The sequence below is a fragment of the Marinicella sediminis genome, assembly GCF_002000055.1.
Lineage (GTDB): Bacteria > Pseudomonadota > Gammaproteobacteria > Xanthomonadales > Marinicellaceae > Marinicella > Marinicella sediminis.
In genome coordinates this window covers 333,399-358,266 of sequence record NZ_MVBD01000003.1, presented here as the reverse complement: position 1 = coordinate 358,266, position 24,868 = coordinate 333,399, and the positions used below count along the sequence as shown (strand labels likewise).

Sequence of the window (24,868 nt, the reverse complement as noted above, 5' to 3'; positions counted from 1 at the left end):
GAGAACATTATTGAATGCAATAGACGATATTAAGATAATACCCGTGTTGACCAATAAATCCCTTTATACATAGGGTTCCACACGCCTTGCGCAGATTATCTGATTATTTTTGTGAAGTCAATGCCTCAATACTTATTACTTAATATTTTATTATAAATAACAATGAAAAGTACAAACCGAGAAATTTTGTCAATACACCCATTGATCATCGATCACAAACAAACCGTTTTTATTCCAATTTCACACCCCAACTGTTACATTCGAATCAAAATGTGCTGACCTGAACAAGATCCCAATGAAGACCCTGAGTCACTGAATGTTCTCACCGGGCCAGCAACCAACCCGTATTTGAAAAACTCATTTGAGAGCAAAAACATGAAAAACATCAGCATCATCCTGGCCGGCTTTGCCCTGGCTGGCACCTCACTGGCCCAACCCGTACCCGATTCACCAGCCGATGAGCATGAATTACAAATCGGTCTGGCCGGGGTCAACAGCCAATCCATTTACCTCGGTGGCAGCAGTCAGTCCAGGGTCTTTCCGGCCATTGACTATCAATACAAGCGGTTTTACTTTCAGGCAGGAGACCTGGGGTTTAATCTGATCGATGAAAAAAACTGGGAAGTGGATTTTGGCCTTGGGGTCAACCTGGCCGGTGACACCGATCGGGGCGACAGCCCACTGCTTGAAAACCTGCCAAAGCTGTCATTTCCGGTGAATGCGTTTCTCTCAACCCAATACAAATCGTCCATCGGGTTGTTTAAACTCACCTATGATCACGAAATCAATAACAAACACAACGGTCATTCGGCCAGCATCAGTTACTCCGCACCCATCAGGCAGGGCCAATGGCTGATCATGCCTCAGTTGAGCTATGAACAACACAGCGAAGAAGTGGTGAATTACTTTTATGGTGTGAATCAGGCCGATGCCAGCACCGCACTGCCTGCCTACCAAACCGGTTCCGTCAATAATTGGCAACTGGGCATTCTGGGCTTGCGGGCCATCAATGATAAATGGTCATTCATTGGCAACATACAAAATGAGTTTTACGGCGATGAAATCAGCAACAGCCCACTGGTGGATGATGATCAGCGTTTGAGTGTGTTTGTCGGGTTGTTGTATAAAGTCTTTTAAAGTTACCCTGCTTATGTACCCTTTAACAAAGCCAGGCAGGCATCTTCAATGGCCTGCCTGGTTGTGGTTGTGAGTGCAGCGTTGTTTTGTGACAACCAAAACACATCCTCGGCACGGTGGCCAAAAGTGGCAATTTTGGCGGCGTGAATATCGATGTTCAACTGTACAAATATCTGGGTGATGTTGACCAATAAACCGGCATAGTCCGTGCATTTCACTTCCAGCCGGGTTTCGTTTTGGTTGCGGCCTGCCGAGAAACTCAGCTGAGGGATTTCCAGAAACAGTTTTTCCCGCCGGCTGACCACCAGCTCCCGCCCTTTGGGACGGTATTCTTTTTGTTCCAGAATTTGTTGTACAGACTGCTTGAGTTCATGCAGTGTTTGCTCATCACTGTCGCCAAGACAGTGAAAGTAATCCAGCACAAAACCATTGTCACTGGAATAGATGCGGGCATTGGCCACATTGATCTGAAAATCAGCAAACAGTTCCACCAGATGATGGAATAAACCGAGTTGATCTCCGCCATAGAGCATCAATTCAAAGCCATCATCATAAACATCAGTGACACATACCGTGGATTGATGTTTGTTTTCTGCTATTGCCTGACTGATCTTGGCTATTTGTTCCGGAGTGGAATAGTCAAAAAAGCGATCCGGGAAGTGCCCCCACAAATCAGTCACTTCATCATGGTGTTTGGCATCCAGTAAATCCATGGCTTCGGCTTTACTGGCCAGCACCACGTCCGATTGATCGGTGGCTGTTTGTTCGGCTGCCAGGTACTGAGTGGTGCGGTGATAAAGCTCCTGCAGCAATGAGTCTTTGTATGAATTCCATAGCTTGGGATCGGTCCCTGAAATATCAGCAATGGTCAGGATGTACAGGTGATCCAGGTATGTTTGCTGACCCACCAGATTGGCAAATTGTTCAATCACCTGTGGATCACTGATGTCTTGCTTCTGGGCCACCACCGACATCATCAGGTGGTACTTTACCAACCAGCTGAGTAACTCACCATCCGGCTGCGGCAAGCCGAAATCTGTGGCAAATAATGACGCATCAATGGCCCCCAGCTCAGCATGATCACCACCCCTGCCCTTGGCAATGTCATGAAAGAAACCAGCCAGGTTCAATACATAAGGTGCTTTGATGTGCTGGGCCACTTGATGCCCATGTGCATGGTACTTGTCTGTCAGGAATATTTTACGGATGTTGCGCATCACGAACAGGGTGTGCTGATCCACGGTATACATGTGAAATAAATCGTACTGCATGCGCCCGACTATGCGGCCAAATACCGGTACATATGCACCCAGCACACCCAGGGCATTCATCAGTCTGAGTTGTTTGAATACCAGGTTACGGTGTTTAAAAATACCCAGAAACAGTTCTTTGATTTCGGGATCTGCCCTGAATTCTTCATCGATCAGATAGATACACTGACTGATGTGGCGCAGGGTGTTGGCGCGAATACCATGTATTTGTGGATTTTGTTGATAATGATGAAACACCTCTAACAAGGCCCCTGGACGATCACTGAATACCTGTTCATGGGTGATGTCCAGGTAATGGTTGATGATTTGAAATTCATCGGTCAGCGCAGTGACCTGTTTGTCTTCATGACTTTGAATGATGTCTTCTTCAAACAGCTGCAACAAGCGCATGTTCAGCTGTTCCAACAGCATGGCATTGCGGTAATGACTTTGCATGAACTTTTCCACCGCCAGCGACTCTTCATCGTCTTCATAGGAGAAGATTTTGGCCAGCGACTTTTGGTGCTCAAACAACAAACGATCTTCTTTGCGGCCCGCCAGCAAGTGTAAGGCATAGCGGATTTTCCACAGCTTACGCATGCCTTTCTGTAACTGCAGGTATTCTTCAGGCAGCAAAAAACCCACATCAACCAGACCATGCATTGATGGCACATGATAATGTCGCTGCGCCACCCAGGTGATCATTTGAATATCCCGCAAACCACCCTGACCTTCTTTGATGTTGGGTTCCAGGTTGTAAGCGGTTTCGCCATATTTTTCGTGGCGGTTTTTTTGTTCCTGGTATTTGGCCTGAAAAAAATCACGCCCGGTCCAGATGTGCCGGTCATTGGTCCGTTCCATCATGTCATTGAACAGTTGGTGTTCACCCTGGAGGAACCGGCTTTCCATGAGATTCGTAACCACCGTGATGTCGGTGCTGGCCAGTTTGACCGATTCCTTCACCGTGCGCACCGCATGACCCACATCCAGACCCAAGTCCCATAAATTTTGAATGAATGCACTGACTGCTTCTTCTGGCAGTTTTTTGTGATACAGAATCAGCAGATCAACATCTGAATGCGGCTGTAAATCCCCCCGGCCAAAGCCACCCACCGCAACCAGCGACAATTGACTTTGATCCAGTTCATTTCGCCGCCACAGTTCTACAATCAACTGTTCTACCACCCAGGCCCGGGTTCTCACCAGACGGGAGATATTGCCCCACTCATAGAACGCTTCATTGAGTCTGGCATCGGCTTGTTTCAGGAGGTTTTTGTAGGCCATCACCGGCTCATCCCGGATGGCTGCCAATTGGATCAGATCCAGGTAGTCATCGGCATGATCTGGTGGCGCCAGTAAGGCCATAATTTACAATGGGTAATTGGGAGATTCGGTCAGCACATCATAACCATCATCGGTGACGGCTATGGTGTGTTCAAACTGCGCTGACAGGCTGCGGTCTTTGGTCACCACTGTCCAGCCATCAGCCAACAGTTTGCTGTGTCTTTTGCCCAGATTGATCATGGGCTCTATGGTGAAGGTCATGCCTTTTTCCAGAATCAACCCCGTACCCGGACGTCCATAGTGCAAGACCTGAGGATCTTCATGAAAGGTTTGCCCTATACCATGACCACAATATTCATACACCACCGAAAATCGATTTTTATAGGCCAGGGCCTGAATGGCCGCGCCGATGTCACCAAGTCTGACCCCGGGTTTAACCATCTGGATGCCGGTTTTCATGGCTTCATAGGTCACATCTACCAGTTTTTTGGCCCGTTGTTTGGGTTCCCCCACATAGTACATGCGAGACGTATCGCCATGCCAGCCATCTTTGATCACCGTGACATCTATGTTGATGATGTCGCCTTCTTTGAGGATTTTTTTCTCATCCGGAATGCCATGACAAATCACCTGATTCACCGAGGTACAGATGGACTTGGGAAACCCACGGTAGTTAAGCGGCGCCGGAATGCACTTTTGCACCTCCACAATGTGGTGGTGACAGATGTCATCCAGTTGTTGCGTCGACACCCCGGGTTTGACGTGTTCGCCAATCAGATCAAGCACTTCTGCTGCCAAACGGCCAGCTTCACGCATTTTTTCAATCTGTTCCGGTGTTTTGATGATTACGGCCATGATTTGTCTTCAGTAAATGAGTAATGGGGTGAAATTTTAGCTCATTTTAACTAAACTATCACCTCTTGTTAGCCGAGATCCCTGATCCTTCATGCACTATCCATTCACCCGTAAGCGCCGACTCCGTACATCAGCAGCCATTCGCAACCTCAGCCAGGAACATCACCTGACGGTCAATGACCTGATCTGGCCAGTGTTTATCCTCGACGGTTTTAACCGCAGTGAGGCCATCACTTCCATGCCAGGCGTTCAGCGGATGAGTGTTGATCTGCTGCTGGATAAACTGATTCCGTTGCACGAACAAGGGCTCAATGCCATTGCACTGTTCCCGGTGGTGGATGAAGGGCATAAATCTGATGACGCAGCCGAAGCCTGGAATCCGGAAGGCCTGGTACAAAAGTCAGTGAAAACCATCAAGTCTGCCTTACCAGAACTGATGGTCATCACCGATGTGGCCCTCGATCCATACACCTCTCATGGACAGGATGGCATCATCAATGAACAGGGAGACATCCTCAATGACGTGACCATCAAAGCCCTGGTGATGCAGGCCTTGTCTCATGCCAGAGCGGGGGCTGATGTGGTGGCTCCATCAGACATGATGGACGGCCGGATCGGTGTCATCCGTGAAGCCCTGGAGTCCAAAAAACACCACAACACCTCGATCCTGGCCTATTCTGCCAAATATGCCTCGGTCTTTTATGGCCCGTTCCGGGATGCGGTGGGTTCGGCCGGCAACCTCGGCAAAAGCTCCAAAGCCACTTATCAGATGAACCCGGCCAATGCCCTGGAAGCGATCGATGAAATCGCCATGGATCTGGATGAAGGTGCTGATCTGGTGATGGTCAAACCAGGTATGCCTTATCTGGACATCATCAAAACCGCCAAGGAACATTTCAATGTGCCGATCTGTGCTTATCAGGTTTCGGGTGAATATGCCATGCTGCAAAGCGCCATTGACAATGGTTTTCTGGAAGAAAAAAAGGCCATCTTGGAAGCTTTGTTGTGCTTCAAACGGGCCGGCACCGATGCCATCCTGACTTATTATGCCGATCGGGTGACCGAATGGCTGAGCCAGTAACTCCTTATCAGCTGGGATTGTTTGGCCACCCGGTCAAACACAGCCAGTCGCCCGGTATTCATCAAGGCTTTGCGACCCAATATGGCATTGAGCTGGATTATCAATTGATTGATGCCAGCCCGGATGAATTACCCACCCGATTTAAGGACTGGATCAAGACCGCTCATGGCTGTAATGTCACCGTGCCACACAAAACCGACATCATGCCCTTGCTGGATCATTACACCGAAAAAGCCCACTTGTGCCAGGCAGTCAATACGGTGTTCTGGCAAGATGGCGAATTGTGGGGTGACAACACCGATGGCGATGGACTGATCCTGGACTTGGTTAGCAAAGGCATTGAATTGGCAGGCAAAGAGATCTTGATCATTGGCGCCGGCGGTGCTGTTAAGGGCATCATTCCCAGTCTGCTGGAGCAAGGTGTCATGAGCATATCAATCAAAAACCGTAATGTAGAAAAGGCTGCTGCATTGGCAAGCAACTTTAAACGATGTTCAACTGCCGGCTTAAAAACTTCACTTGACTTTGATTTAATCATACACGCCACCTCCATGGGACACCAAGGTCTCTCACCAGATTTAAAAGATCATTGGTTTTACGAAAAAACCATCGCCTACGACTTAAGTTATGGTCAAGCCGCAGAACCATTCCTTGCAGCAGCCAAGGCATGTGGTGCCAAACAAACATTTGACGGATTGGGCATGTTGTACGGTCAGGCAGCCCTGGCCTTTGAGCGCTGGTTTGGAAAGCGACCTGAGATCAATCTGCCACCCAAGTGATGACTGAGCGTCGTAGCTTGCCGGGTTGTGGCTCGATTAAAAAAAGACTTGTCATCCCGAGCGCAGCCGAGGGGTCTCATCATGAACAGGAGATTTCTCGGCAATTGCTCCTGCATTGCCCTAACTGCCGTTCGGTCGGTATGACACCCTGTTCAATGTCATCAAGTTAATGGCTGATGATGATTCAGACCCATCACTCCAAAACTTTCTTATTGTATTCACACAAATCCACCACCACACACTCGCCGCACAACGGTTTGCGGGCTTTGCACACATACCGGCCATGCAGGATCAGCCAGTGATGGGCATCCACCAGGAACTCTTTGGGCACCAGCCTCAGTAAGCGCTTTTCCACTTCCAGCACGGTTTTGCCGGGTGCGATTTTGGTGCGGTTGGAGACCCGGTAAATGTGGGTATCCACGGCCATGGCCGGCTGCCCGAAGGCGGTATTGAGGATGACATTGGCGGTTTTCCGGCCCACACCTGGTAATGATTCCAGCTCTTCGCGGGTTTGTGGCACCACTGAATCAAATTGTTCAATCAAAATCCGGCAGGTCTGGATGATGTGTTTGGCTTTGGAGTTGAATAAACCAATGGTTTTGATGTATTCCTTCAAGCCCTCTTCCCCCAACGCCAGAATGGCTTCCGGGGTGTTGGCCACCGGAAACAGTTTGCGGGTGGCTTTGTTGACCCCGACATCGGTAGACTGGGCAGATAAGGCCACCGCCACCAACAGTTCAAAAGGGCTGGAAAATTCCAGTTCAGTGGTTGGTTTGGGATTGATGTCCCGCCAGCGGCTGAACATCTCAGTGCGTTTTGCTTTATTCATGATGATCTGTGTCCTTTACCTGTTGGATGGTCAAGGCCTCCAGTTGGTTTTTTAAGTCCTCGTTTTCAGCCAGAATCCGGGTCATTTCACTTTGGTAACTGTTCATTTGTGCCAACAAACGCTGAACTTCACTGTGGCTGATACCAGACTGGCTTTGCCAGAACTGCGGGTGGGACTGTTTGATGTAAGACAGCGGTTTTTGCCCCAAATGCCCGGCCAAACCAGAAGCGGTCAACAGCAGGTCAGCAGCTGTCATCAGGGAACTCAATGTGTCAGTCAGCTGTTCGTCAAAGACCGGAATTTCAGGCAAATGCACTTTGGCCTTTAATTGTTTTTGTTGTTCACTTGTCAATGAGACCACCGACATCAGTTGCCGGATAAAAGCTGGTTTTTCAAAGACATCCTGATCCAGGTTGATGACCAGGTCAGCCTGACTGGCGGCGCACAACGAGGACATCCGCTGCAACAGGTAACACCTGAAAAAGGCATGTTCATGCTCGGTTGACAGCAGGAAGGGAAACGTTTCACTGAGTGACAGACACCAGGGCATCAGTTCATAGGCATCCCAGTATGCCGGTTGATGCCGCTGTGGCTCAGGGATGTGCTTTCGCTGAGAATGATACAGTTGTAATGGATTGCGTTCGGTGTGAATCACCGTGGCCTGAGGAAAGTGTGATTTCAGCCAGGACAGGCGCAAGTCCATGCGGTTGAATTGCAACACCGGCACCTCAGGTGCAGACAGAGCAATCAGTCGCTCGATGTATTGTTGCAACTCAGGGGCTTGATCTGTGGCTTCAAGATACAGTTGTTCGGTGGCAAAAGTGGCTTGATAATGGGATTGAAATTCCGGATGTTGCCGGTAAGCGGACCAGTAATCAGTGATGCCAACATGATCCGTTTTGGGCTTGGTGTGTTCAATGGCCGCCAGTAATTGTGGGTGCAGGGGTTCATACCAGGCACAAAAACCCGGTAATTGGTCAAACAACTGCCACAGAAAGGAGCTGCCCGATCGAAAACGTCCGCTGATGAAGATGACTGGTGGCTTATCCGACATGGGTTAATTGTATCCAATGCACCGCCACTCCAACAAGCCTTTCATCATCGGTGCCAAAGGCTTCCCGATGACTGCACATGTCAGCACAGGTCAGTGACAGCCGCAACAGGCCATTGTCCGCGATCCATGAAGACCGGCAGGTGGCTGTCAAGACGCGCACCACGCCCTGCTCCCTACTGTGCCACTCAAGTTGCTGACCATTGACCGCCAGGACCAGTTCATCCAGCAGCGCTTCTGAAGTCGCATTGATGATTCTGATGGATAATTGATAATCGCCTGGCTGCACCCAGAAATCAATGTCAGCCACAGGTCCTGGCCCAGTCCAGCGGAAATAACCCTGTTCTTCATCCAAAAATTCACGGCGATGCCACTGCTGACCCTGCAATACCTGATTGAAGCGATAATCAACATGTGCTGACAACTCCACATCCTGATGCCGCTGGTAATGCACATCGAGCAAATCATCCAGGGTTTCTTGCTCATTGGACCTGAGTGTTTCCAGTTGGGCTTTCATCTGCCCAAATCGTTCATCAAACAGCCTGCAGGCAAAGCGATAAAACTCACAGTCCTGATGATTCTGTTGTTGTAGATCGCTGATGTCCTGATCACTCATCTGCAGTGGGCTGGAGGTGTTCAGTTTTTGACTCTGCCCCATGGGTCGCCATGCCCTGACGTAACAGAGCAATTGCATCGATTCAGCAAAACGTTCCGCCAGGCCAAACCATTGGCATGCCTGCAGGAAAGCCCTGGCACGCAATAAGCGGTCATCATCCGTCAGCGGTCGCGTTTTGACGGTGATGTGTTGCTGCAGGTATTGAATGGTTTCTGCCGATAAAAAAACCTCTTGTGCAGCCGGGTCTTCAACAAAGTCAAAAGAAATGTTTCTGATCAGGCGATTGGTCACCAACGGTTGGGTTTCCGGGTGATGAATGAATTCACTCAGCTCCATTTGAGCCGAGGTGAGTAAATCATGAACCCGGGTATTTTGTTCTCTGAGGGCATACTGATAAGTGGATCTGGCCAGTTCGACCGGATCCCGCAGGATGGTCAGTTGTGCCAGTGGCCGGTTGGTCAGTTGTCTGACGCCACCACCGCCAAAATGACCGCGGAACAAATCATATTGCTGGTTACGCATTGGCCCGATGAGCTTGACTTCACGCCATAATTGATGAGGGTAGATCCGTTCAGCTGGAAAAAAACGATCCAGCCAAACGATGAAACTGGTTCCCGCGGTTTTGGGGATGTGGACGAAATTGGTAACCGGCTCATCAACTGAACCCATCACCCTTTTCAACAGTCGCTTAATCCAACCCGTCATAGGCTTCCTGCAAACGTTTTGCATAGTTTTCAGGACTGAAAAACGCCACCCGCTCTTTGCCTTTGGCGATCATTTCCAAACGCAGATCCGGATTGATGATCAGCTTTTGCAACTGGTCCCGAATCTCCCCGTACTTGTAAGGATTCACATACAGGGCGGCATCACCACCCACTTCAGGCAGCGAGGATATGTTTGAACAGATCACCGGGCAGTTGTTGTGCATGGCTTCCAGAACAGGTAAACCAAACCCTTCATAAAGCGAGGGGAAAACCATACAAAAAGCATTTTGATAGAGTATTTTCAGCTCTTCTTCCGTGACGTAATCCAGCATCACATAGTCGCGCTTTTTCAGATAGCTCTTTAATCCAACCAACTGTTGATCTGACATCCATGCTTTGTGACCCACTATGGCCAGTTTATAGCCCATTTTCATGTAAGCGAACGCCCTGATCAGTTGCTTGATGTTTTTCTTGGGTTCGATGTTACCCACAAACAGGATGTACTTTTCAACTTCCAGTTTTTTGGATTTCAGATAGACCACCGCATCATCCTGATCGACCACCGTGTCTCCTCCTTTATAGGATTGATAGGTCACTTTGATTTTTTCCTCAGGCACCTGATAGATCTCCATGATGTCCTTTTTGGTGTGCTCGGAAACCGCCAGAATCAGATCAGCAGACTTGGCTGCCCAGGCAAATAACTGATAGAAATGTTTTTTCAGGTCCAGGGTGGTGAACGGTATTTTCAGTGGAATCAGGTCATGAATGGTGATCACCGTTTTGGCCCCTTTGACCTGTATGGGCCAGGGTGTGGTCAAGTGGAAAATATCTGGCTGTTTATGCACCTTGATTTTGGTGATTTTACCAGTCAGCGCAAACAAGCGGTTGGCAACGTTGAACACATCACTGATGTTTTCAATGTAATGGTATTTTTTGCCACTGACTTTTGACAGGTAGTTTTCCGGATCGGGCTCAACCAGTTTGGGCACGATCAAACTGCCTTTTCTTTTTCTAAAGACATATGAAGCGGCTTTGAGGTACCTGAAAAAAGTGGAATTAAACCTGGAAACCGGTCTGATCTCATCCTGGTCAAATAAATTAACTTCGTTGATGATGTCGTCTTTACCGACCGCAAAATGATTGTCCAGCAAAATCCCAACGTCATAATCCAGTTTTTGATAGGCATCAAGCAACGTCATTCCATAGGTTTTAATGCCTGAGCCTTTTTTCAGCCCCAGGTTAAAGCCATCCACCAACACAGTTTTCTTAGTCATACCACTTGTTATCCCATAGCCACAGTCAGATCATTGACTCATCAAAGTCATCCTGTGATTGATTGTTTGTCTGCTTAAATTGAGCAGGTAAAAATTCTTGCAGAAACAGTCCAATATCATCATAGTGCACATGGCTTCCCAAATGGGTATACACCACATGATCAAGGGCCTTTCTGTTGTTTCTGACCGCTTGTTTGAATTGTGCAGGACCCTCTGAATACAGCCAGATATTATCTGGGTAACCAGACAAATCTACGTCGCCATTTCGCACCTGGTCGGTCAGTTTTTCACAATTCCTGACCCCAAATTGAAGATCAAGAAAAACCGGTATGACTGCATCCATACCCGCATCAGTATTTAAATACATCACCCTTCCAGTCCACTTTTCAGACTGACTGCGTTGCGCATCAGTGGGCGCTTTCAACATTTGATAAACCAATTCTGTTTCAGGGAGAAAGCGGCTGAAAGACACCGTGGCGGCAGCTATTTCCTGTAACCCACTGCCAGCATAGCGCAATGCCACAAGAAATAAAATCAGCTGCATCCAATCTATTTTGCCATTGTTCTGGTAGTGATCAAATGAGAAAAAAATAATCGCCGTACCCAACACCAGAAACAAGGTGTTCAACCAGACAACGTGAACCTCCGCCAACCTTCTTTTGTATCTCAACAAGGAAAATTCGGGATAATCTGTTGCCACCACTTCTTGCTCAATTTGCTGATCATACTGCCTGTTTCTTTGCAGCATGTCATTGATGATCACGCCCAGATTGCGGTTGGTTGGCACTGACATATTGGCCAGACTGACCTGCACCCTGGCTGCATGCCGGTTAATGAAGTATAAGGCCACGATGTACAAACCGGCTAAGGGTATCAGGTGACTCAGCAACGCGGCATCCAGTTGTATCAATGCCACGAACGCCACCATGAACGTCACAATGGGTATCAGCATACGACTCAATCTGCGGACCACCAAACCGGTCAGTTGTACACTGAGTTTGATGATGCGATGCACTTTTTCTTTCGGCTGGTCTTCAACCACTGTCAGCCAATCTGAATGTTCCGCGTCATTGATGCGATCCAGCAACCGATTGACCAAGTTTATCTGATACCTGATGACAGATTTCACCCCGGCATGAAAAGAGGCAAACATGGCTGCCGCACTGATCATACCAGACAAACTGAGCATCATCATCCACTGCCAGACTGGCAGGTCAAAAAAATACGTCAACCAGTTCAGGTTGATGCTTGTCAGGTAACTGCGGTCATTCAGGTGATTGATGCCGGCAATGACACCAAGCAACCAGATCAGACCAAGGCCAACTGAAATTGCCATCAGCACCTGAACCAGCCAAAAAGCAGCTTTCTCCTTGCGGTGGTAATCACTCAACAGCCACCTGAGTACCGAGAAGTAGTTCTTACCCTGTTGTTTGATGACTGAAATATTCAAATTTGGCCCGCAAGTTTAATCTGCTCTGTGCCAGTTTAGCAGTTCAGCATAAGCTTGATTGTTTTTTCTGAAGTCAGCCACCATCTCCTCGGTGATGCCGAGGGTTGCCATGCGCTTGACAAATAAGTCTTTGGCGTAGTCATAAAGCGCCATATCCACGGCATTGAGTTCCTTGATGCGTTCAATGGTTTGGGGATTGATGGTGGTTTTATCGGTTTTGACTTTTGATTCATTCATCCGCCGATAAAAAATATCCTGCCAACCCATGGTTTGCTGTGCCATCACCAAAAAATGATCATACATCTCGGTCAGACCAAACAAGCTGAACCGATGAGTCAATTGATGACACACGTCTTCGATCATCTGTTGATCATCGCGCTTATCCTTTTGTGATGCATTGTTTTTCAGTAATCCCATGATCCGGTGGCTTTGGGCATTGGGCATCTCATCAATCTGGGGATGCTCAATAAACTCCTCGAGTGACATGTCTTTGGCCAACTCATATTTGGGATGATTTTCACTGGACCTGAGGTAGTCGTAATACGAAATGATGCGGGAAACTGGCTCTCTGATCATCGTAAACTGAGCCATTTTTTGGCGATCAAACAACTGATAATAAACGTCATTCAATTCATAATGCCCCATCAACGTGCGAAACATTTGATTGTTTTTGAACACGCCTGCAATGTGCTGATCAAGGGCTGGTGCATTGACCTGATAGACATAATCAATGCGGTAATTTTTGGCGGTGATGTAATCCAGTGTGGTGCCACCGGTTTTGGGAATGTGGAAAAAAATCACATGAAACCCAGCCAATCCTGGTAATGGCTTCTTCTGAGCCCTCTTGACCATTCTGGGCCACTTAATCAGCATTTCATCAATGACCTGGTTGTTCAGTTCGTTACGCTCTTCAACAGATTTTTTGTACCAACTTCCGGCATCAAATTTCATACTGAATTGTTTTTTCAATGACATCACTCAACTCATTTAAAAGTAACGGTGTAGTATAAAAGAAGGGGCCGGTTGTTTGTAGCTGTATTTCAGTAAAAGACCGATCATGAGAACCAGATCAATGTTTTGCATGACCAGAATCCGATCAACCTGGTGCCCATGACCGCCCACAACGGTCACCACAGTCAAAACCGCAGTGACCAGTACGGGTCATCAACTCAGGAGTGAACTTTGCACTGCACCTGAATGGATTTCAGCGGAACCTCTTTGCCCTCGGCAGTGGCAATGGCCAAAGCATACACATACCCAGGCTCAGCCTGATGATTGAACTGCAGGCGGGAACTGCCATCCAGTTGCAGGATTTTGCTCTCCACCACTGATCTGGAGGTCGGCTTTAACTGCTCTGCTCTGATCAGCTTAAACCGCAGTTTGGCTGATTGAAACAAATCAATCAGCACCTGAAAACTGAACGCATAATCGGCCAGGTAAATCAATTCTGTAAAAGTAAAATGCCCTTTTTCGATTGGCATCAGTTCAAAATGATCCTCGTGGTTACTGACCAGATACTCAAGGTGGTCATTCATCACTGAACGTGAGTTTTTATTCAGTTTGGCAGTGGGATTGAGTGTCTTGTAATCTGCATAAATGGCCTGGATGTTTTTGCTGATTTGATGCTGGCACAATTCAGCCTGCTCACTGCTTCGGTTTTCAGGTAATTCGAACGGCTGCTGCTGGTCGTTTCTAAAAACAAAACAGCTGGAAGTATATGGCACTCCGAATTTTGACAAAATAATGCCGGGAAACAAGTTGATGACTTCTTCATTGAAGCCATCCAGGGCCCCCAGTTCAGGTTTGACCTGATTGAGCTTTGATGATTCAAGGTGTTCGTCAAGGGTGGTGGCCGGAAAAAAATCAGCGGCGGCAAAAACCGATGCCAGATAATCCAGTGAGAATTTATAGTTGCCTTTGGTTTTAATGGTTGGGTGACAAAACAAATGCTCAGTGGTCATGACATAAACACCATCCTTTTTCAGCACCCGTTTGACTTCTTTTAAATGACTGACAAAATCTTCAAAATCACCGATGTGCTCAAACGCACAAGAGGAAGAACAAAAGTCCAGGCTGTTATCTGCAAAGGCAAGGTCGCGCATATCCATGTCCTGAACATCCAGTTTTTCCCGGGGAAAATCCTCACCAGCCAGTTCCAACACAAAATCACGGCACGTCAGGTTTTTATCAACCTTGGCAGTCGTCCAACCCGTGTTAAAGCGATACAGGTCAGTTGCGGTGAATTGTTTAACCCGCTCGGCAATGAGATAAATCAAGGGTTCTCTGCCGGCGCCAAATGACGCCCCGGTGGCATCAGGATTGATTTTACCGGCCTTGAGCAAATTCAGATAAATCACCACAAATTCCCATTGTTTACGGTGATAAGCAGCAGCCCTGCCAAAGACATCTTGCAGAACGGCTTTAAAATCCGGGTGCTCATAATCTTCAGCAGCACAGATTTTTTGCCAGTTCTTTTGTTCATCAATCAGTGATTGCATGTTTCAACTCCTCTTTGCGTTCATTGCCTGAATGGCTGTGATGGTAACATTAAAATTGATAGTAGGGGTTTTTCTTATCAGCCAATTCCAGGTTGTATGTCTTGCCATTAATCGTGACCGGTGCAACTGGCCGTTTTTCCAGGCGACGTAATTGCACCCTGTCTACTTCAAGCTCACTGATCAGACCTTCTTCATGTTGCATGACCCTTGACCAGACGCCATGGGCGATGGTCATTTTATATGATCCTGGCTGCCATTCAGTATGGCCCTGCTTATTCTCCAGGGCAGCCACCACTTTTGCCAAATCAATCTGCAGGTGTTGTTGTTTGCCGGTAAAAGTCAGCGGCAGGGAAAGCATGTCATGAGAATCGATCATTCTTCTGATGGCATCTATGTCTGGATTTTCTCCTGTGGCATTGGAGAACCAGGACCGATACATGAGTTTGACCTGGTCTTCTCTGGCTCCCCAGTGCAACAAGATGATTTTGTCCAGTTTTTGTTCTTTGAACAGGTTCAGTTTGATGTAGCCACCACCACCCCGTTCATCAAAAACCGGCGTTTTGAACCGATAACTCAATACCGGTTGTTGACTCAGGTCTGTGTTCACCAACTGGTAGGATTCCTGGTATTCGTCAAAGCTCCAGGACCCCCAGGGTGAAGTGATTTTCAGCACATTGGAACCCTGACCCAACCTGTTAATGAAAGATGGGTTTCGGGTCTTCCTGTACCGATGGGATGTGTACCACCCGCGTTTGCTGTTGAACCTGGGGTTGAGCAAGTCTTCGTTGGCAGGTAATTGAGCTTCCGGCTTGAAAAAACGTGGCTCAAAAGATTTTTCAAAACGCTTGAATTGTTTGGGGTATTTCGCTTTGCGAGGATGACCGATCTTTCGTCCCAACAAATTGACATTGTTACCATCTACCTGCACTTCAAGGTAAAAGCCCCGTTTGGGATTTGGGTCTTTCCGGCGTTGAAAATAGTGATACTCCTCACCAAAAGGCCTGGCCATCACTGGTGTTGGCACATTGATGAACTTGATTCCTTTGTATGTAACTGATGACTTGACTGAGGCTTTAACCCCACTGTGAACATGACCAGAAAACACATAACGCACATTGCGGTGACGCGTCAGTTCAGCAAGCAGTTCATTGCGGAAGGAAACCGGTTGATAGGTATAGTACTCCAATTGACTGAGACCAATCGGCAGCATGTGGTAATGCATAAAAAACATCACCTGCCGGTCTTTGGCTTTGGTCAGTTCAGCCCTGATCCATTCCAGTTGTTTGGCCTTGTCTTCATCAGAATAATACATTTCCTGAGCACCGATATAAATCATGGTCCAGTTTCCACGCTCAAATGAATAATTGAGCTGCTCAAAACCAGACAATTTTTTCTGTGCCTCAAAAAAATAAGGGTGTACACGGTATCCATCATGATTACCATGCACCAATAAAACAGGGGCCGACTGCTGTTCAACTATACGGGTGAAATTGGCAAATGCCTCAGGACGATAGTGCCAAACCAAATCACCGTTGTAAACGACGAAATCCAGAGGGTCCTTTTTATGCTCAGTATTCACCTCTTTGACAAAATCTGATAACAGGTCGTTGAGCTTGCCCAAGTCCTTTTTATCTGTATTTTGCTCTCCCATTTGAGGGTCAGCATTGATGAAAAATCTGAAGGACTGGCGCTCCCTGTCATCCGGGAACGGTTCTGAAGTGGCGATAAATGCACAGCATAACAACAGAAAAAAGGTCAGAGGTGTTTTGATTTTGTCCATCTTGAGAAGATTCAAATGCTTTTCCAGGGTCGGGAATGTCCTGACTCAGTGCATCAATCGAGCCAGCTCGACCAAGTATAAAAGAGATTAATGCAAAGATTCAACAGATATTGACCGGCCGTTGAGTTTTAATGGAGGGTCCTGCTCATCTGCCGGTACATGACTGACTTTATTTACCACCAGGCGACTGTAGCTGCTGTTGTTTTTCTTCACCACTGACCACACACCATGTGACAAATCGGCCTGCATACCGGTGGTGTTAATTTCTGCGCCTAATACGTCAAGCATGCCTGAAACGCTGATGTCTATGGATTGTGATTCATAAGGTAAATACAGCGGCAGTCTTTTGAGCAAGACCCTGGCCTGAAGCTTGTCATTGTGCCAACCCTGTTCAGTGGCTTGCCACTGCCCACCTGGCAACCAATGATTCAACATGTCTGCTGCGGGGAATGCAGAAGCCCCCCAATACAGCACCAGACCCTTCCAGCCCGATTCCTGTGCCATGAACAACCTGATGAACCCGCCTGCCTGGCCGGCTTTATAATCAGGCGTTTTGAACCGATAGTTGATGCGGGACGGTTGATTGTTGTCAAATGCCAGCCGCTTCAAACTTTCAACCACTTCAACAGACTGCCAATGGCCCTCTGGAAAACGGATTTCAAGTGCGTTCCCGGTTTCGGTGAATTGATTGCTGAAATAGTGAATCTGCTCTCTTTGATACCTGAAAGCCGGTATCCAGTTGTCCTGGACCATGGGCCACTCACCCAACTGTGCTGTCTGTGCTTCGGCTTGCTGCTGATGACGAAAAAACCAATTCAATTCTGATTCAGTCAAAGCCGCCAGCTGTTCCGGATAAGACACTTTATGAACCCGGTTGAGTTGGCGACCAGTCAATTCACTATCCAACTCATCATGCCGCAACTCCAGATAGAAACCCAATTGGTTTTGTGGCTTTTGACCACTCATTTCATATACCGCAAATTCCTCACCAAAAGGCAATGGCAATGAGGCTGAGGGCACATTGATCAGCTTCACCCCCCGGAAAGTGCGCGATGTCACGATGGAGGCCTTTAAACCTGCCTGAACAGAACTGTTCAACACATGAGTTACCCCATGACTGGCTAACAAATCCATGAGGCTTTGCCAGTGACCGGATGAGTATCCAGCGGCATCCTGCCCGAACAATCCAACCGGAGCAAGGTTGCTGTTTATCACTACCAACTTGGGTTGGTGTTTTTTCAGGCGATTTGATAACCACTTCAACTCAGCTTCAGGCTGGGCTGACTGTTGCCAGTGGAGAACATCCCAAAACAGCACACTGTATGGATCTTGCATCACCACATTGGGTTTTTTTTGCCAGCTGCCCTGTTGTTGAATCAATTGGGGTCTGAATGTTTGATGTGAACCCGGGGCTCCATTCAGTATGACATGAGGTATGCTCAAATCCTTCAACAGTTTTTTTAACGAGCGGTGTACAAAAGCAGCCTGGGGGTTCTCAACAGAAAGGATCACTGCCAAATCAACATCGTTGCGGGCATTGATTTCAGCAACAAATTGCTTAATGAGCTGGACATAGTGACGCCGGTGGCTGGTTTTATCTGCTGGTTCAGTGATGGAAAAAAACACCATCCTGACGGGTTTGGCCAGTGGTTTTTCGGAAACACCTTGTTCGGCTGACACCTGCGGAACAATCAAACAAAACAACACGGCCAACCAGACAGTTCTCATCGGCTTATCCATGACAGCGATTCAACAAGTCAGCAGGGTGAATCAGAAATAATCATCGGTACCTGAATCATCATCGCTGGACAGGTTGATGCGCACTTCAAGACCCTGAGCCGAATCGGCATTGGACAAAGCCTCTTCCAGGGTAATGATCCCTTCTTTGTACATGTCATACAATGCCTGATCGAAGGTTTGCATACCATCTTCCAGAGATTTTTCCATGGCCATTTTCAACTCACTGATTTCTCCGCGACGGATCATTTCCCTGATTTGCGGGGTGTTCATCAGCACTTCACAAGCCGGTCGGCGTTTCCCGTTGACGTCAACAATCAACCGTTGTGATATCACTGCCCTGAGGTTCAAAGCCAGATTCATCAGGACGTTGGCGTGCATGTCGCTGGGGAAAAAGTTCAACACCCGCTCCATCGCCTGGTCAGAGTTGTTGGCATGCAAAGTGGCCATACATAAGTGGCCTGTTTCAGCAAATGAAACCGCTGCTTCCATGGTTTCTGCGTCATTGATCTCACCAATCAAAATCAGGTCCGGTGCTTCACGAAGGGCATTTTTCAAGGCCGGTGCATAACCCAGTGTGTCGATACCGATCTCCCTTTGATTGACCACTGATTTTTTGTGCTTGTGGACGTATTCGATGGGGTCTTCTACCGTCAGTATATGACCGGTCTGATTGCTGTTACGGTAATCAATCATAGACGCCATGGTGGTCGATTTACCTGAACCTGTGGCACCTACCACCAGAATCAAACCCCGTTTTTCCATGATCAGGTCATACAAGTGGCTGGGCATGTTCAGTTCATCCAGATCTGGGATGGTGTTTTTGATGGTTCGTATCACCATCGAAACCTCTCCCCTTTGCCGGAATACATTCACCCGGTACCGTCCGACGCCTTTGATGGACACTGCAAGGTTACACTCCATGGTTTCTTCAAATTCCTTGATTTGCCGCTCATCCATTACCGAGTAAGCAATTTTTTCCACAATACCCGGTGGCAACCCGGTCGAACTCAATGACTGCAAGACACCTTCGGCCTTGATGCTGATCGGCGCACCGGTACTCAGGTACATATCAGACCCATTGTTTTCTCTCATGGTTTTCAGGAAATGTGTTAAATCCATAGTGTCCTCACAGGCGCATACTCAGGTATGTTCAAATATCAATGGGTTGACAAATTTCGTCAAGCTGCGATTTTTTAATGCCCAGCTGCTGCCCGGCTTTATAAAACAGGTTCTCTTCCAGCAGGTGAACCTGGTTATCAGCAATGGCCAGTTGCCACAATTGATTCATCAGGTCGACCTTTTGTTCTTTTCCAAGGTAATTATTAATGACATTGGTTTGAGATTCAAGCGAAATGGAAAAGTTAATCCGCAGCTCAGCAGCCTCAATGTACGCATCCATGGCGTCCTTGGGCAACCCCAGCGTTTCAGAGAGGTAACCGGAGAGGGCTTTCTTTTCTGCATGGAGCTCGACAAAATCTGCCTTGACCATTTCCAGCATCAATTCAACAATGGCATGATTCAATTCTTCTTTTTCATCTTCATTGAGCTGCCTGGGACCTTCCTGGCCTCCCAGCAATGACTTGATTGTGTGGAACAAATTCATGACGGAAAGGTTGATGACGCAAGTAAAATACTGATAATACACAATACCCGTAAAGACTGACAATGATTTTATGCGTCTAATTTTGATCATCTTCCTGTTGTTGTTTTTTTCTGCCTGTCAGAAGAAAGCATCGACCCTACCCACACCACCTGAAGCCAAACCCTTATCGGTCGAGGTGCTCCTGGAAGGCATTTCGCAATGCCAGAAAGATCCGATGTGTCTGCAACAGCTGAATACATACTTTACCGAATTATCAGAACAGGCACGGATTGAAGAAACCCTCAGCACTGACTTACCCGAGGACCTGGAAACCGCCAAGCAAACGCCTCTTCCATTGGATCAACCAGCTGATCTGAATCAACCTTTGCTGGACAACCCGAGGGTACAGGCTGCCCTCAATGAATGGCTGACATGGAAACGTCCCAAACTGATTGAGACCTGGAATAACTACCAGTTTCTGAAGGCCAAGGTATGGCCACCGTTTGCCTCCAAAAACATCCCTGAAGCCCTGATCCTGGGTATCATTGCACAGGAATCCGGTGGTCGGGTACATTCCATGTCATCAGCCGGCGCCAGTGGTTTGTTTCAATTCATGCCTGCCACTGCAGACCGTTTTGGGGTCAAAGGGACCATAGGTGATTATGATGCCCGCTTTCACCCTGAGTCCGCATCCAAAGGAGCCGCTTTGTATATCCTGGAACAACGCCAGCGTTATGGTGATGATTATGCCAAAATTCTGGCCGCGTATAATGCCGGAGAGAACCGGTTCAGACGCCTGAATAAAAAACACAACAATCAATCCGTCTGGACCAATCAGTTCTTTTATGAATTACCCGCTGAAACCCAGGATTACATTGCCATTGTATTGTCTGCCATGTTGATTTTCGAGTCTCCTGAGGCGTTCAATGTCACCCTCAAAACCATTGATGGCAGCACCGCCTTAATCCGTGCAAAAAATGACACCTCTTTGAGTGAACTGGCGGTTTGTTTTGGACAGCATGACAATGAAATCGGCTGGTACCGGATTCTCAGAAACTTAAACGCCAGTATCAAGGCCAAACGCGTGATCAAACAAAACGCCGTGGTGGTCATTCCCAACAGCCTCAAACCGGTCTATGAAACCCAGTGTGGCGACAATGAACTGATGAACCTGGCGAAAAAAATTCATGACGCTGATTTCCCTGATCGACCGGTGTTCACCTGGTATAAGATCAAAGCCGGAGATTCCCTCAGCTCGATCAGCCGTAAATTCAAATGCAGCAGCAAACGCGAAATTGCTCAGCTGAACAAAATCAAAGCGCCCAGATACCTGATCAATGCCGGCAAATCACTGAAAGTACCCAGATGCTGAATGCAGGCAGGCTGCGGATCACATTTTTTGGTGCTTTTGCAGTCACCCTGTTAGTTCAGTTCTACACGGCCTTCAATCACCAATTATTTGGCGATGAAGCTTTCTACTGGCTTGAAGGCCAACATCTGGATTGGTCGTATGCCGAGTTACCTGGCTGGACCCAATGGCTGGCTGCCCTGACCGATTGGTTGCTGCCCAGAACTCCGGGGTTTCTCAGGTTACCCTCGCTGCTGGCGGCCATCAGTCTGCCGGTTCTGGCCATGGCCATGGCCAGAACCCTGCAGGCCAATCAAATCCAGGTCTATACCACCGGTTTGCTGACCCTCAGTCTGCCGATGCTGACCTTAACCCATACCCTGGCCTTACCTGATGTCTGGCTGGTGTTTTTTGGCATGCTCTCAGTGTGGCAATTGCTGCTGGCTGTTCACCGCAATGGTCAACGGCATTACCTGATGCTGGGATTGCTGTTGGCGCTTGGCATCAATGTTCATGTCAGATTCTGGTTGCTGGTAATGATCGCTGGGTTGGCCACCCTGTGGTTGTATCGTCATCAACGAGACGTGGTGATGAGTCTGCTGAGTAAAACCCTGCCTGTGATGTTGCTGGGATTTGTGCCTGTTCTGATGTTCAATCTGAAACATCAGTTCCCATTGTTTATGTTCCAGTTTCAGGATCGGCACCCCTGGCAGTTCCAACCAGACCACGGGTGGTTTTTCCTCAGTGAAGCGTTGGTCGCTACTCCTGTGGTTTTTGCATTATGCACCATCGTTGTTCTGCGCCACTTCAATGCCGTTAATCCCGCCATCAAATTGGTGGTTCAACTGGCTGTCTGGCATTGGTTGTTTTATGCGCTGGTGGGGTTTTATTCGGACAACCTGCGATTCAGTCTGCATTGGACACTGTTTTCATATGTATTGTTGCTGATCATTGCCGGCAGTCATTATCGGGTAAACTGGTTATTGAAAGCAGCCATCGTCAGCGGCGTACTCTGTGCCTGGATCATGCCATTGGCTATACTTAACTGGACCCGTGAACACCAGAATAACCGACCGTTTCAAGACGAATTCACCGCCAACATCCGGGGCTGGGAAACCCTGGCTGACAAAACCGGGCAATTGATCAGAAAGTGGCAGCCAGACCAATTGGTGGCAGATCATTTCATGACCCTTTCAACCCTGCGTTATCACAGCACAGCAGCCGTTCACTGGACGGTGCTCCCACACCCCCTGAACCGCAAACACGGCCGGGAAGTTCAATTGAAGCTGATGGGTTATTCAGCCGACAATGACACACACACAAAATCGCTGGTGGTGATTGAGCATTCTGCATTGACAACCAGCCAGCAAATCCCCTTTTACCAGGACGCTTGCCTGCAACTGGGAGGGCTTAAATGGGTGGACAGTCTGAACATTGACAATGGTCTGAAAACTTATCATTTTTTCACCAATCAGACGACTGGGTGTGACTTACCCACCATCAGTTATGTTGACATGGAAGATGGCCTGCTCAGCGGCTGGGCTGTGATTGATAAAGACCAAGTTCCACAAATCGCTTTGGTCAGCAACGGTCAGGTCTGGCAAGCTGACAGCACGGTTGGTCCGCTGGGCAGTAACGCGATTTTTTCTGCATTGAGTAATGAAACCCATCAGTTACTGCGCTTCAGCTTCAGCAGTGCGGATGCCATTGCTCATCCCGGACAACTCCGATTCACCTATACCGATCGGATCACTTACGGTTCAACGTTATACCCGCCATAAACCATGATTAGCCGTCTTCAAGCAATTGCCTGAGATCAATGACCCCGGCATTGGCCCTGGATATGTAAGACGCCATCACCAGGGAATGATTGGCAAAGAATCCGAAACCTGATCCATTCAATACCACGGGGGTCCAGATGGTGTCCTGAGCTGCTTCCAGTTCACGGACAATCTGCCTGAGTGAAACCAGTGCATTTTTCTTTTCCAGAACCTGTTTGAAATCAACCTCAACGGCTTTCATAAAATGAATCAGGGCCCAGGTTGCCCCTCTGGCTTCATAGAAATTATCATCAATTTGTAACCAGGGTGTCTGCACCCTCAATTCACTGGGTTTATAGGTTGAGGTGGTGGCCACTTCATCACCGCCGGTATCGGTATTGACCCGATCCTGACCCACACTGGCACTGAGTTTTTGCGACAATGAACCCAAGCGTTTTTCCACCAGATTCAACCACACCACCAAATTATCGGTCCTGGCGAAAAACTGCGCTTCGGGATCGCTGCTGTCAGCCAGCCGGGTCAGGTAATTATGAAAAAACGCCTGCCCCTCCCGATAGCGTCCTTCGGTTCTGGGCCAGATCCACTTGTCATTGTCATTGTGGAATTTGGGATCAGCAGCAGCCAGATCAACGTCCTCTTCGGACTGACTCTGTGAGCGACTGATGTCGTTGCGCATCACCCTGGCAAAATCGCGAACCTGCACCAAAACCCCATATTCCCAGTTTGGCATGTTGTCCATCAACACAAACGGTGGCATGACATCATTGGACATATAACCACCAGGCTTATTGAGCAGCACATCGGTAACCTCCATGAAAGTGGCACCGGTAACAAACCCAGTAACCATTTCGTGCTGATGCATACCAGCCCGGACTTCGGCATTGGTTTTGATGTCAAAAAATTCCGGTTCCTGGTCGTAATACATGGCCATGATGATTTGTATAACCACCAGTATCAGCAATCCATACAACAACCACTTGCGTTTTTTTTGGGGCGTTTTATAACGGTTTTCCATATGCAATCCATGGGTTTATTCAAGACAATGATTATAGTGCAATCAGTCCTGTAATTTCATGTGCTGATAGTCGGGAATCAGATCAGGGCGCCTGGTCAAAGACTGACACCAAGTATCTCATCATCTGTCAACTCGATGCGTACCGGTTGTCCTTGTGCATCCACCACCAAAACGGCATACTGATCATCATCAATCAACAGGTAATAATCCTGCGCATCCGCATCCGATTGAGATTCATCCGTTTGTAAAGCCGCAACCACTTGCAAGACATGTTTTTTATCCAGGGCTTTTGCTTTGACTGATGAGTCTGTAAATTCCATGGATTCCAGGGCATTTTGTTGGGACATGGCCGAATTGAAGATGTTCACGTCGGCTGACTTTATTTTCACATAATGTGGTCTGCCCAGTGGATTAAACGAAGATTTGAATGGTTCTGGCATGACCTCTTGATCAACCTGTTTTTGTATGACCACTTCAAACATGTTGTTCTTCATCACCACCAGCGATGGCTTACCTGCAAAAAGGGTATAGGCACCGTAGCCAAAGGCCAGCAACTGAACCAGCACAATCAGTGATAAATCCAATTTGAGGTTTTTCTTGCCTGCTTTGTAGATGATGAAGGTGAGCAGGGGCCCCAGAACAACATCCACCAAAACCAGCATTTTGGCTGGTTCCAATACCCCTGAAATGTCAATAAAAATCCATTCATACCAGACCATCATTACCCAGCTCAGAAATAGGGCAATGACGAAAAAACTGATGAGAAAATGAATCAATGCAGCTTTGCTTTTGGTCATCATGATGCTCCTGTAAT

General features: G+C 47.8%; 20 protein-coding genes. 5 read left to right on the top strand and 15 right to left on the bottom strand.

Translation table 11 applies throughout. The features are described from left to right. Positions 1–375 precede the first annotated feature (375 nt). On the top strand, positions 376–1,137 hold the full coding sequence (locus B0475_RS06355; protein WP_077410922.1) for a MipA/OmpV family protein: 762 nt from the start codon (positions 376–378) through the stop codon (positions 1,135–1,137). Positions 1,138–1,148: 11 nt separating this feature from the next. On the opposite strand, the gene glnD is transcribed toward B0475_RS06355, so the two are convergent. After that, on the bottom strand, positions 1,149–3,752 hold the full coding sequence (gene glnD, locus B0475_RS06350; RefSeq protein ID WP_077410921.1) for a [protein-PII] uridylyltransferase: 2,604 nt from the start codon (positions 3,750–3,752) through the stop codon (positions 1,149–1,151). 3 nt (positions 3,753–3,755) lie between these two features. Further along, positions 3,756–4,526, bottom strand: a complete 771-nt coding sequence (gene map / locus B0475_RS06345; protein WP_198538143.1) for a type I methionyl aminopeptidase — start codon at positions 4,524–4,526, stop codon at positions 3,756–3,758. A 91-nt stretch (positions 4,527–4,617) separates the two neighbouring features. Here map and hemB point away from each other — a divergent pair, with 91 nt between their 5' ends. Both hemB and aroE read left to right on the top strand, forming a co-directional pair. Next, positions 4,618–5,607 (top strand): porphobilinogen synthase, encoded by a 990-nt coding sequence (gene hemB, locus B0475_RS06340; protein WP_077410919.1) that lies wholly within the window; start codon positions 4,618–4,620, stop codon positions 5,605–5,607. Then, positions 5,592–6,386, top strand: a complete 795-nt coding sequence (aroE, locus tag B0475_RS06335; protein WP_077410918.1) for a shikimate dehydrogenase — start codon at positions 5,592–5,594, stop codon at positions 6,384–6,386. Before hemB ends, aroE begins: the two co-directional genes overlap by 16 nt. Positions 6,387–6,579: 193 nt before the next feature. Here the strand turns inward: aroE and nth are convergent, their stop codons facing one another. The 11 genes from nth to B0475_RS06280 all read right to left on the bottom strand — a co-directional run bounded on the left by nth (position 6,580) and on the right by B0475_RS06280 (position 19,931). Further along, positions 6,580–7,215 carry an endonuclease III gene (gene nth / locus B0475_RS06330; RefSeq protein WP_077410917.1) on the bottom strand — a complete coding sequence of 212 codons (636 nt, stop codon included), beginning with the start codon at positions 7,213–7,215 and terminating at the stop codon, positions 6,580–6,582. Further along, a complete protein-coding gene (locus tag B0475_RS06325) occupies positions 7,208–8,269 on the bottom strand; it encodes a sulfotransferase (protein ID WP_077410916.1) in 1,062 nt (353 codons plus the stop codon). The genes nth and B0475_RS06325 overlap by 8 nt, the downstream gene beginning before the upstream one ends. Continuing rightward, entirely contained in the window at positions 8,259–9,587 is a 1,329-nt protein-coding gene (locus B0475_RS06320) for a hypothetical protein (RefSeq protein ID WP_077410915.1), read from the bottom strand. Before B0475_RS06320 ends, B0475_RS06325 begins: the two co-directional genes overlap by 11 nt. Beyond that, positions 9,571–10,860 carry a glycosyltransferase family 4 protein gene (locus B0475_RS06315; protein ID WP_077410914.1) on the bottom strand — a complete coding sequence of 430 codons (1,290 nt, stop codon included), beginning with the start codon at positions 10,858–10,860 and terminating at the stop codon, positions 9,571–9,573. Before B0475_RS06315 ends, B0475_RS06320 begins: the two co-directional genes overlap by 17 nt. A gap of 25 nt (positions 10,861–10,885) precedes the next feature. Further along, a complete protein-coding gene (locus B0475_RS06310) occupies positions 10,886–12,310 on the bottom strand; it encodes an ABC transporter ATP-binding protein (RefSeq protein WP_077410913.1) in 1,425 nt (474 codons plus the stop codon). A 15-nt stretch (positions 12,311–12,325) separates the two neighbouring features. Continuing rightward, positions 12,326–13,285 (bottom strand): sulfotransferase family 2 domain-containing protein, encoded by a 960-nt coding sequence (locus B0475_RS06305; RefSeq protein WP_077410912.1) that lies wholly within the window; start codon positions 13,283–13,285, stop codon positions 12,326–12,328. Positions 13,286–13,479: 194 nt separating this feature from the next. Continuing rightward, positions 13,480–14,808 carry a class I SAM-dependent methyltransferase gene (locus tag B0475_RS06300; RefSeq protein WP_077410911.1) on the bottom strand — a complete coding sequence of 443 codons (1,329 nt, stop codon included), beginning with the start codon at positions 14,806–14,808 and terminating at the stop codon, positions 13,480–13,482. 49 nt (positions 14,809–14,857) lie between these two features. After that, positions 14,858–16,588, bottom strand: a complete 1,731-nt coding sequence (locus B0475_RS06295) for a metallophosphoesterase family protein (protein ID WP_077410910.1) — start codon at positions 16,586–16,588, stop codon at positions 14,858–14,860. Positions 16,589–16,675: 87 nt separating this feature from the next. Beyond that, positions 16,676–18,316, bottom strand: a complete 1,641-nt coding sequence (locus B0475_RS06290) for a hypothetical protein (RefSeq protein WP_077410909.1) — start codon at positions 18,314–18,316, stop codon at positions 16,676–16,678. A gap of 42 nt (positions 18,317–18,358) precedes the next feature. Then, complete coding sequence (locus B0475_RS06285; protein WP_077410908.1) at positions 18,359–19,447, bottom strand: PilT/PilU family type 4a pilus ATPase; 1,089 nt, start codon at positions 19,445–19,447, stop codon at positions 18,359–18,361. Between the two features lie 31 nt (positions 19,448–19,478). Further along, positions 19,479–19,931 carry a tellurite resistance TerB family protein gene (locus tag B0475_RS06280; RefSeq protein WP_157892746.1) on the bottom strand — a complete coding sequence of 151 codons (453 nt, stop codon included), beginning with the start codon at positions 19,929–19,931 and terminating at the stop codon, positions 19,479–19,481. 70 nt (positions 19,932–20,001) lie between these two features. Between B0475_RS06280 and B0475_RS06275 the strand changes: the two genes are divergently transcribed. Together B0475_RS06275 and B0475_RS06270 are read left to right on the top strand one after the other, a co-directional pair. Beyond that, entirely contained in the window at positions 20,002–21,282 is a 1,281-nt protein-coding gene (locus B0475_RS06275) for a lytic transglycosylase (protein ID WP_077410906.1), read from the top strand. After that, a complete protein-coding gene (locus tag B0475_RS06270) occupies positions 21,276–23,039 on the top strand; it encodes an ArnT family glycosyltransferase (RefSeq protein WP_157892745.1) in 1,764 nt (587 codons plus the stop codon). Before B0475_RS06275 ends, B0475_RS06270 begins: the two co-directional genes overlap by 7 nt. Before the next feature lie 7 nt (positions 23,040–23,046). On the opposite strand, the gene B0475_RS06265 is transcribed toward B0475_RS06270, so the two are convergent. Both B0475_RS06265 and B0475_RS06260 read right to left on the bottom strand, forming a co-directional pair. Continuing rightward, positions 23,047–24,054 (bottom strand): DUF2333 family protein, encoded by a 1,008-nt coding sequence (locus tag B0475_RS06265; RefSeq protein ID WP_077410904.1) that lies wholly within the window; start codon positions 24,052–24,054, stop codon positions 23,047–23,049. Between the two features lie 95 nt (positions 24,055–24,149). Further along, the gene (locus B0475_RS06260; protein WP_077410903.1) at positions 24,150–24,854 is read right to left on the bottom strand and encodes a hypothetical protein; all 705 of its coding nucleotides are present in this window, start codon (positions 24,852–24,854) and stop codon (positions 24,150–24,152) included. Between the last annotated feature and the right edge of the window lie 14 nt (positions 24,855–24,868).

Excerpts from the sequence above, each read along its gene's own strand:
- B0475_RS06355 (WP_077410922.1), top strand. The coding sequence starts at position 376 with ATGAAAAACATCAGCATCATCCTGGCCGGCTTTGCCCTGGCTGGCACC.
- glnD (WP_077410921.1), bottom strand. The coding sequence starts at position 3,752 with ATGGCCTTACTGGCGCCACCAGATCATGCCGATGACTACCTGGATCTG.
- map (WP_198538143.1), bottom strand. The coding sequence starts at position 4,526 with ATGGCCGTAATCATCAAAACACCGGAACAGATTGAAAAAATGCGTGAA.
- hemB (WP_077410919.1), top strand. The coding sequence starts at position 4,618 with ATGCACTATCCATTCACCCGTAAGCGCCGACTCCGTACATCAGCAGCC.
- aroE (WP_077410918.1), top strand. The coding sequence starts at position 5,592 with ATGGCTGAGCCAGTAACTCCTTATCAGCTGGGATTGTTTGGCCACCCG.
- nth (WP_077410917.1), bottom strand. The coding sequence starts at position 7,215 with ATGAATAAAGCAAAACGCACTGAGATGTTCAGCCGCTGGCGGGACATC.
- B0475_RS06325 (WP_077410916.1), bottom strand. The coding sequence starts at position 8,269 with ATGTCGGATAAGCCACCAGTCATCTTCATCAGCGGACGTTTTCGATCG.
- B0475_RS06320 (WP_077410915.1), bottom strand. The coding sequence starts at position 9,587 with ATGACGGGTTGGATTAAGCGACTGTTGAAAAGGGTGATGGGTTCAGTT.
- B0475_RS06315 (WP_077410914.1), bottom strand. The coding sequence starts at position 10,860 with ATGACTAAGAAAACTGTGTTGGTGGATGGCTTTAACCTGGGGCTGAAA.
- B0475_RS06305 (WP_077410912.1), bottom strand. The coding sequence starts at position 13,285 with ATGTCATTGAAAAAACAATTCAGTATGAAATTTGATGCCGGAAGTTGG.
- B0475_RS06300 (WP_077410911.1), bottom strand. The coding sequence starts at position 14,808 with ATGCAATCACTGATTGATGAACAAAAGAACTGGCAAAAAATCTGTGCT.
- B0475_RS06295 (WP_077410910.1), bottom strand. The coding sequence starts at position 16,588 with ATGGACAAAATCAAAACACCTCTGACCTTTTTTCTGTTGTTATGCTGT.
- B0475_RS06290 (WP_077410909.1), bottom strand. The coding sequence starts at position 18,316 with ATGAGAACTGTCTGGTTGGCCGTGTTGTTTTGTTTGATTGTTCCGCAG.
- B0475_RS06285 (WP_077410908.1), bottom strand. The coding sequence starts at position 19,447 with ATGGATTTAACACATTTCCTGAAAACCATGAGAGAAAACAATGGGTCT.
- B0475_RS06280 (WP_157892746.1), bottom strand. The coding sequence starts at position 19,931 with ATGAATTTGTTCCACACAATCAAGTCATTGCTGGGAGGCCAGGAAGGT.
- B0475_RS06275 (WP_077410906.1), top strand. The coding sequence starts at position 20,002 with ATGCGTCTAATTTTGATCATCTTCCTGTTGTTGTTTTTTTCTGCCTGT.
- B0475_RS06270 (WP_157892745.1), top strand. The coding sequence starts at position 21,276 with ATGCTGAATGCAGGCAGGCTGCGGATCACATTTTTTGGTGCTTTTGCA.
- B0475_RS06265 (WP_077410904.1), bottom strand. The coding sequence starts at position 24,054 with ATGGAAAACCGTTATAAAACGCCCCAAAAAAAACGCAAGTGGTTGTTG.
- B0475_RS06260 (WP_077410903.1), bottom strand. The coding sequence starts at position 24,854 with ATGATGACCAAAAGCAAAGCTGCATTGATTCATTTTCTCATCAGTTTT.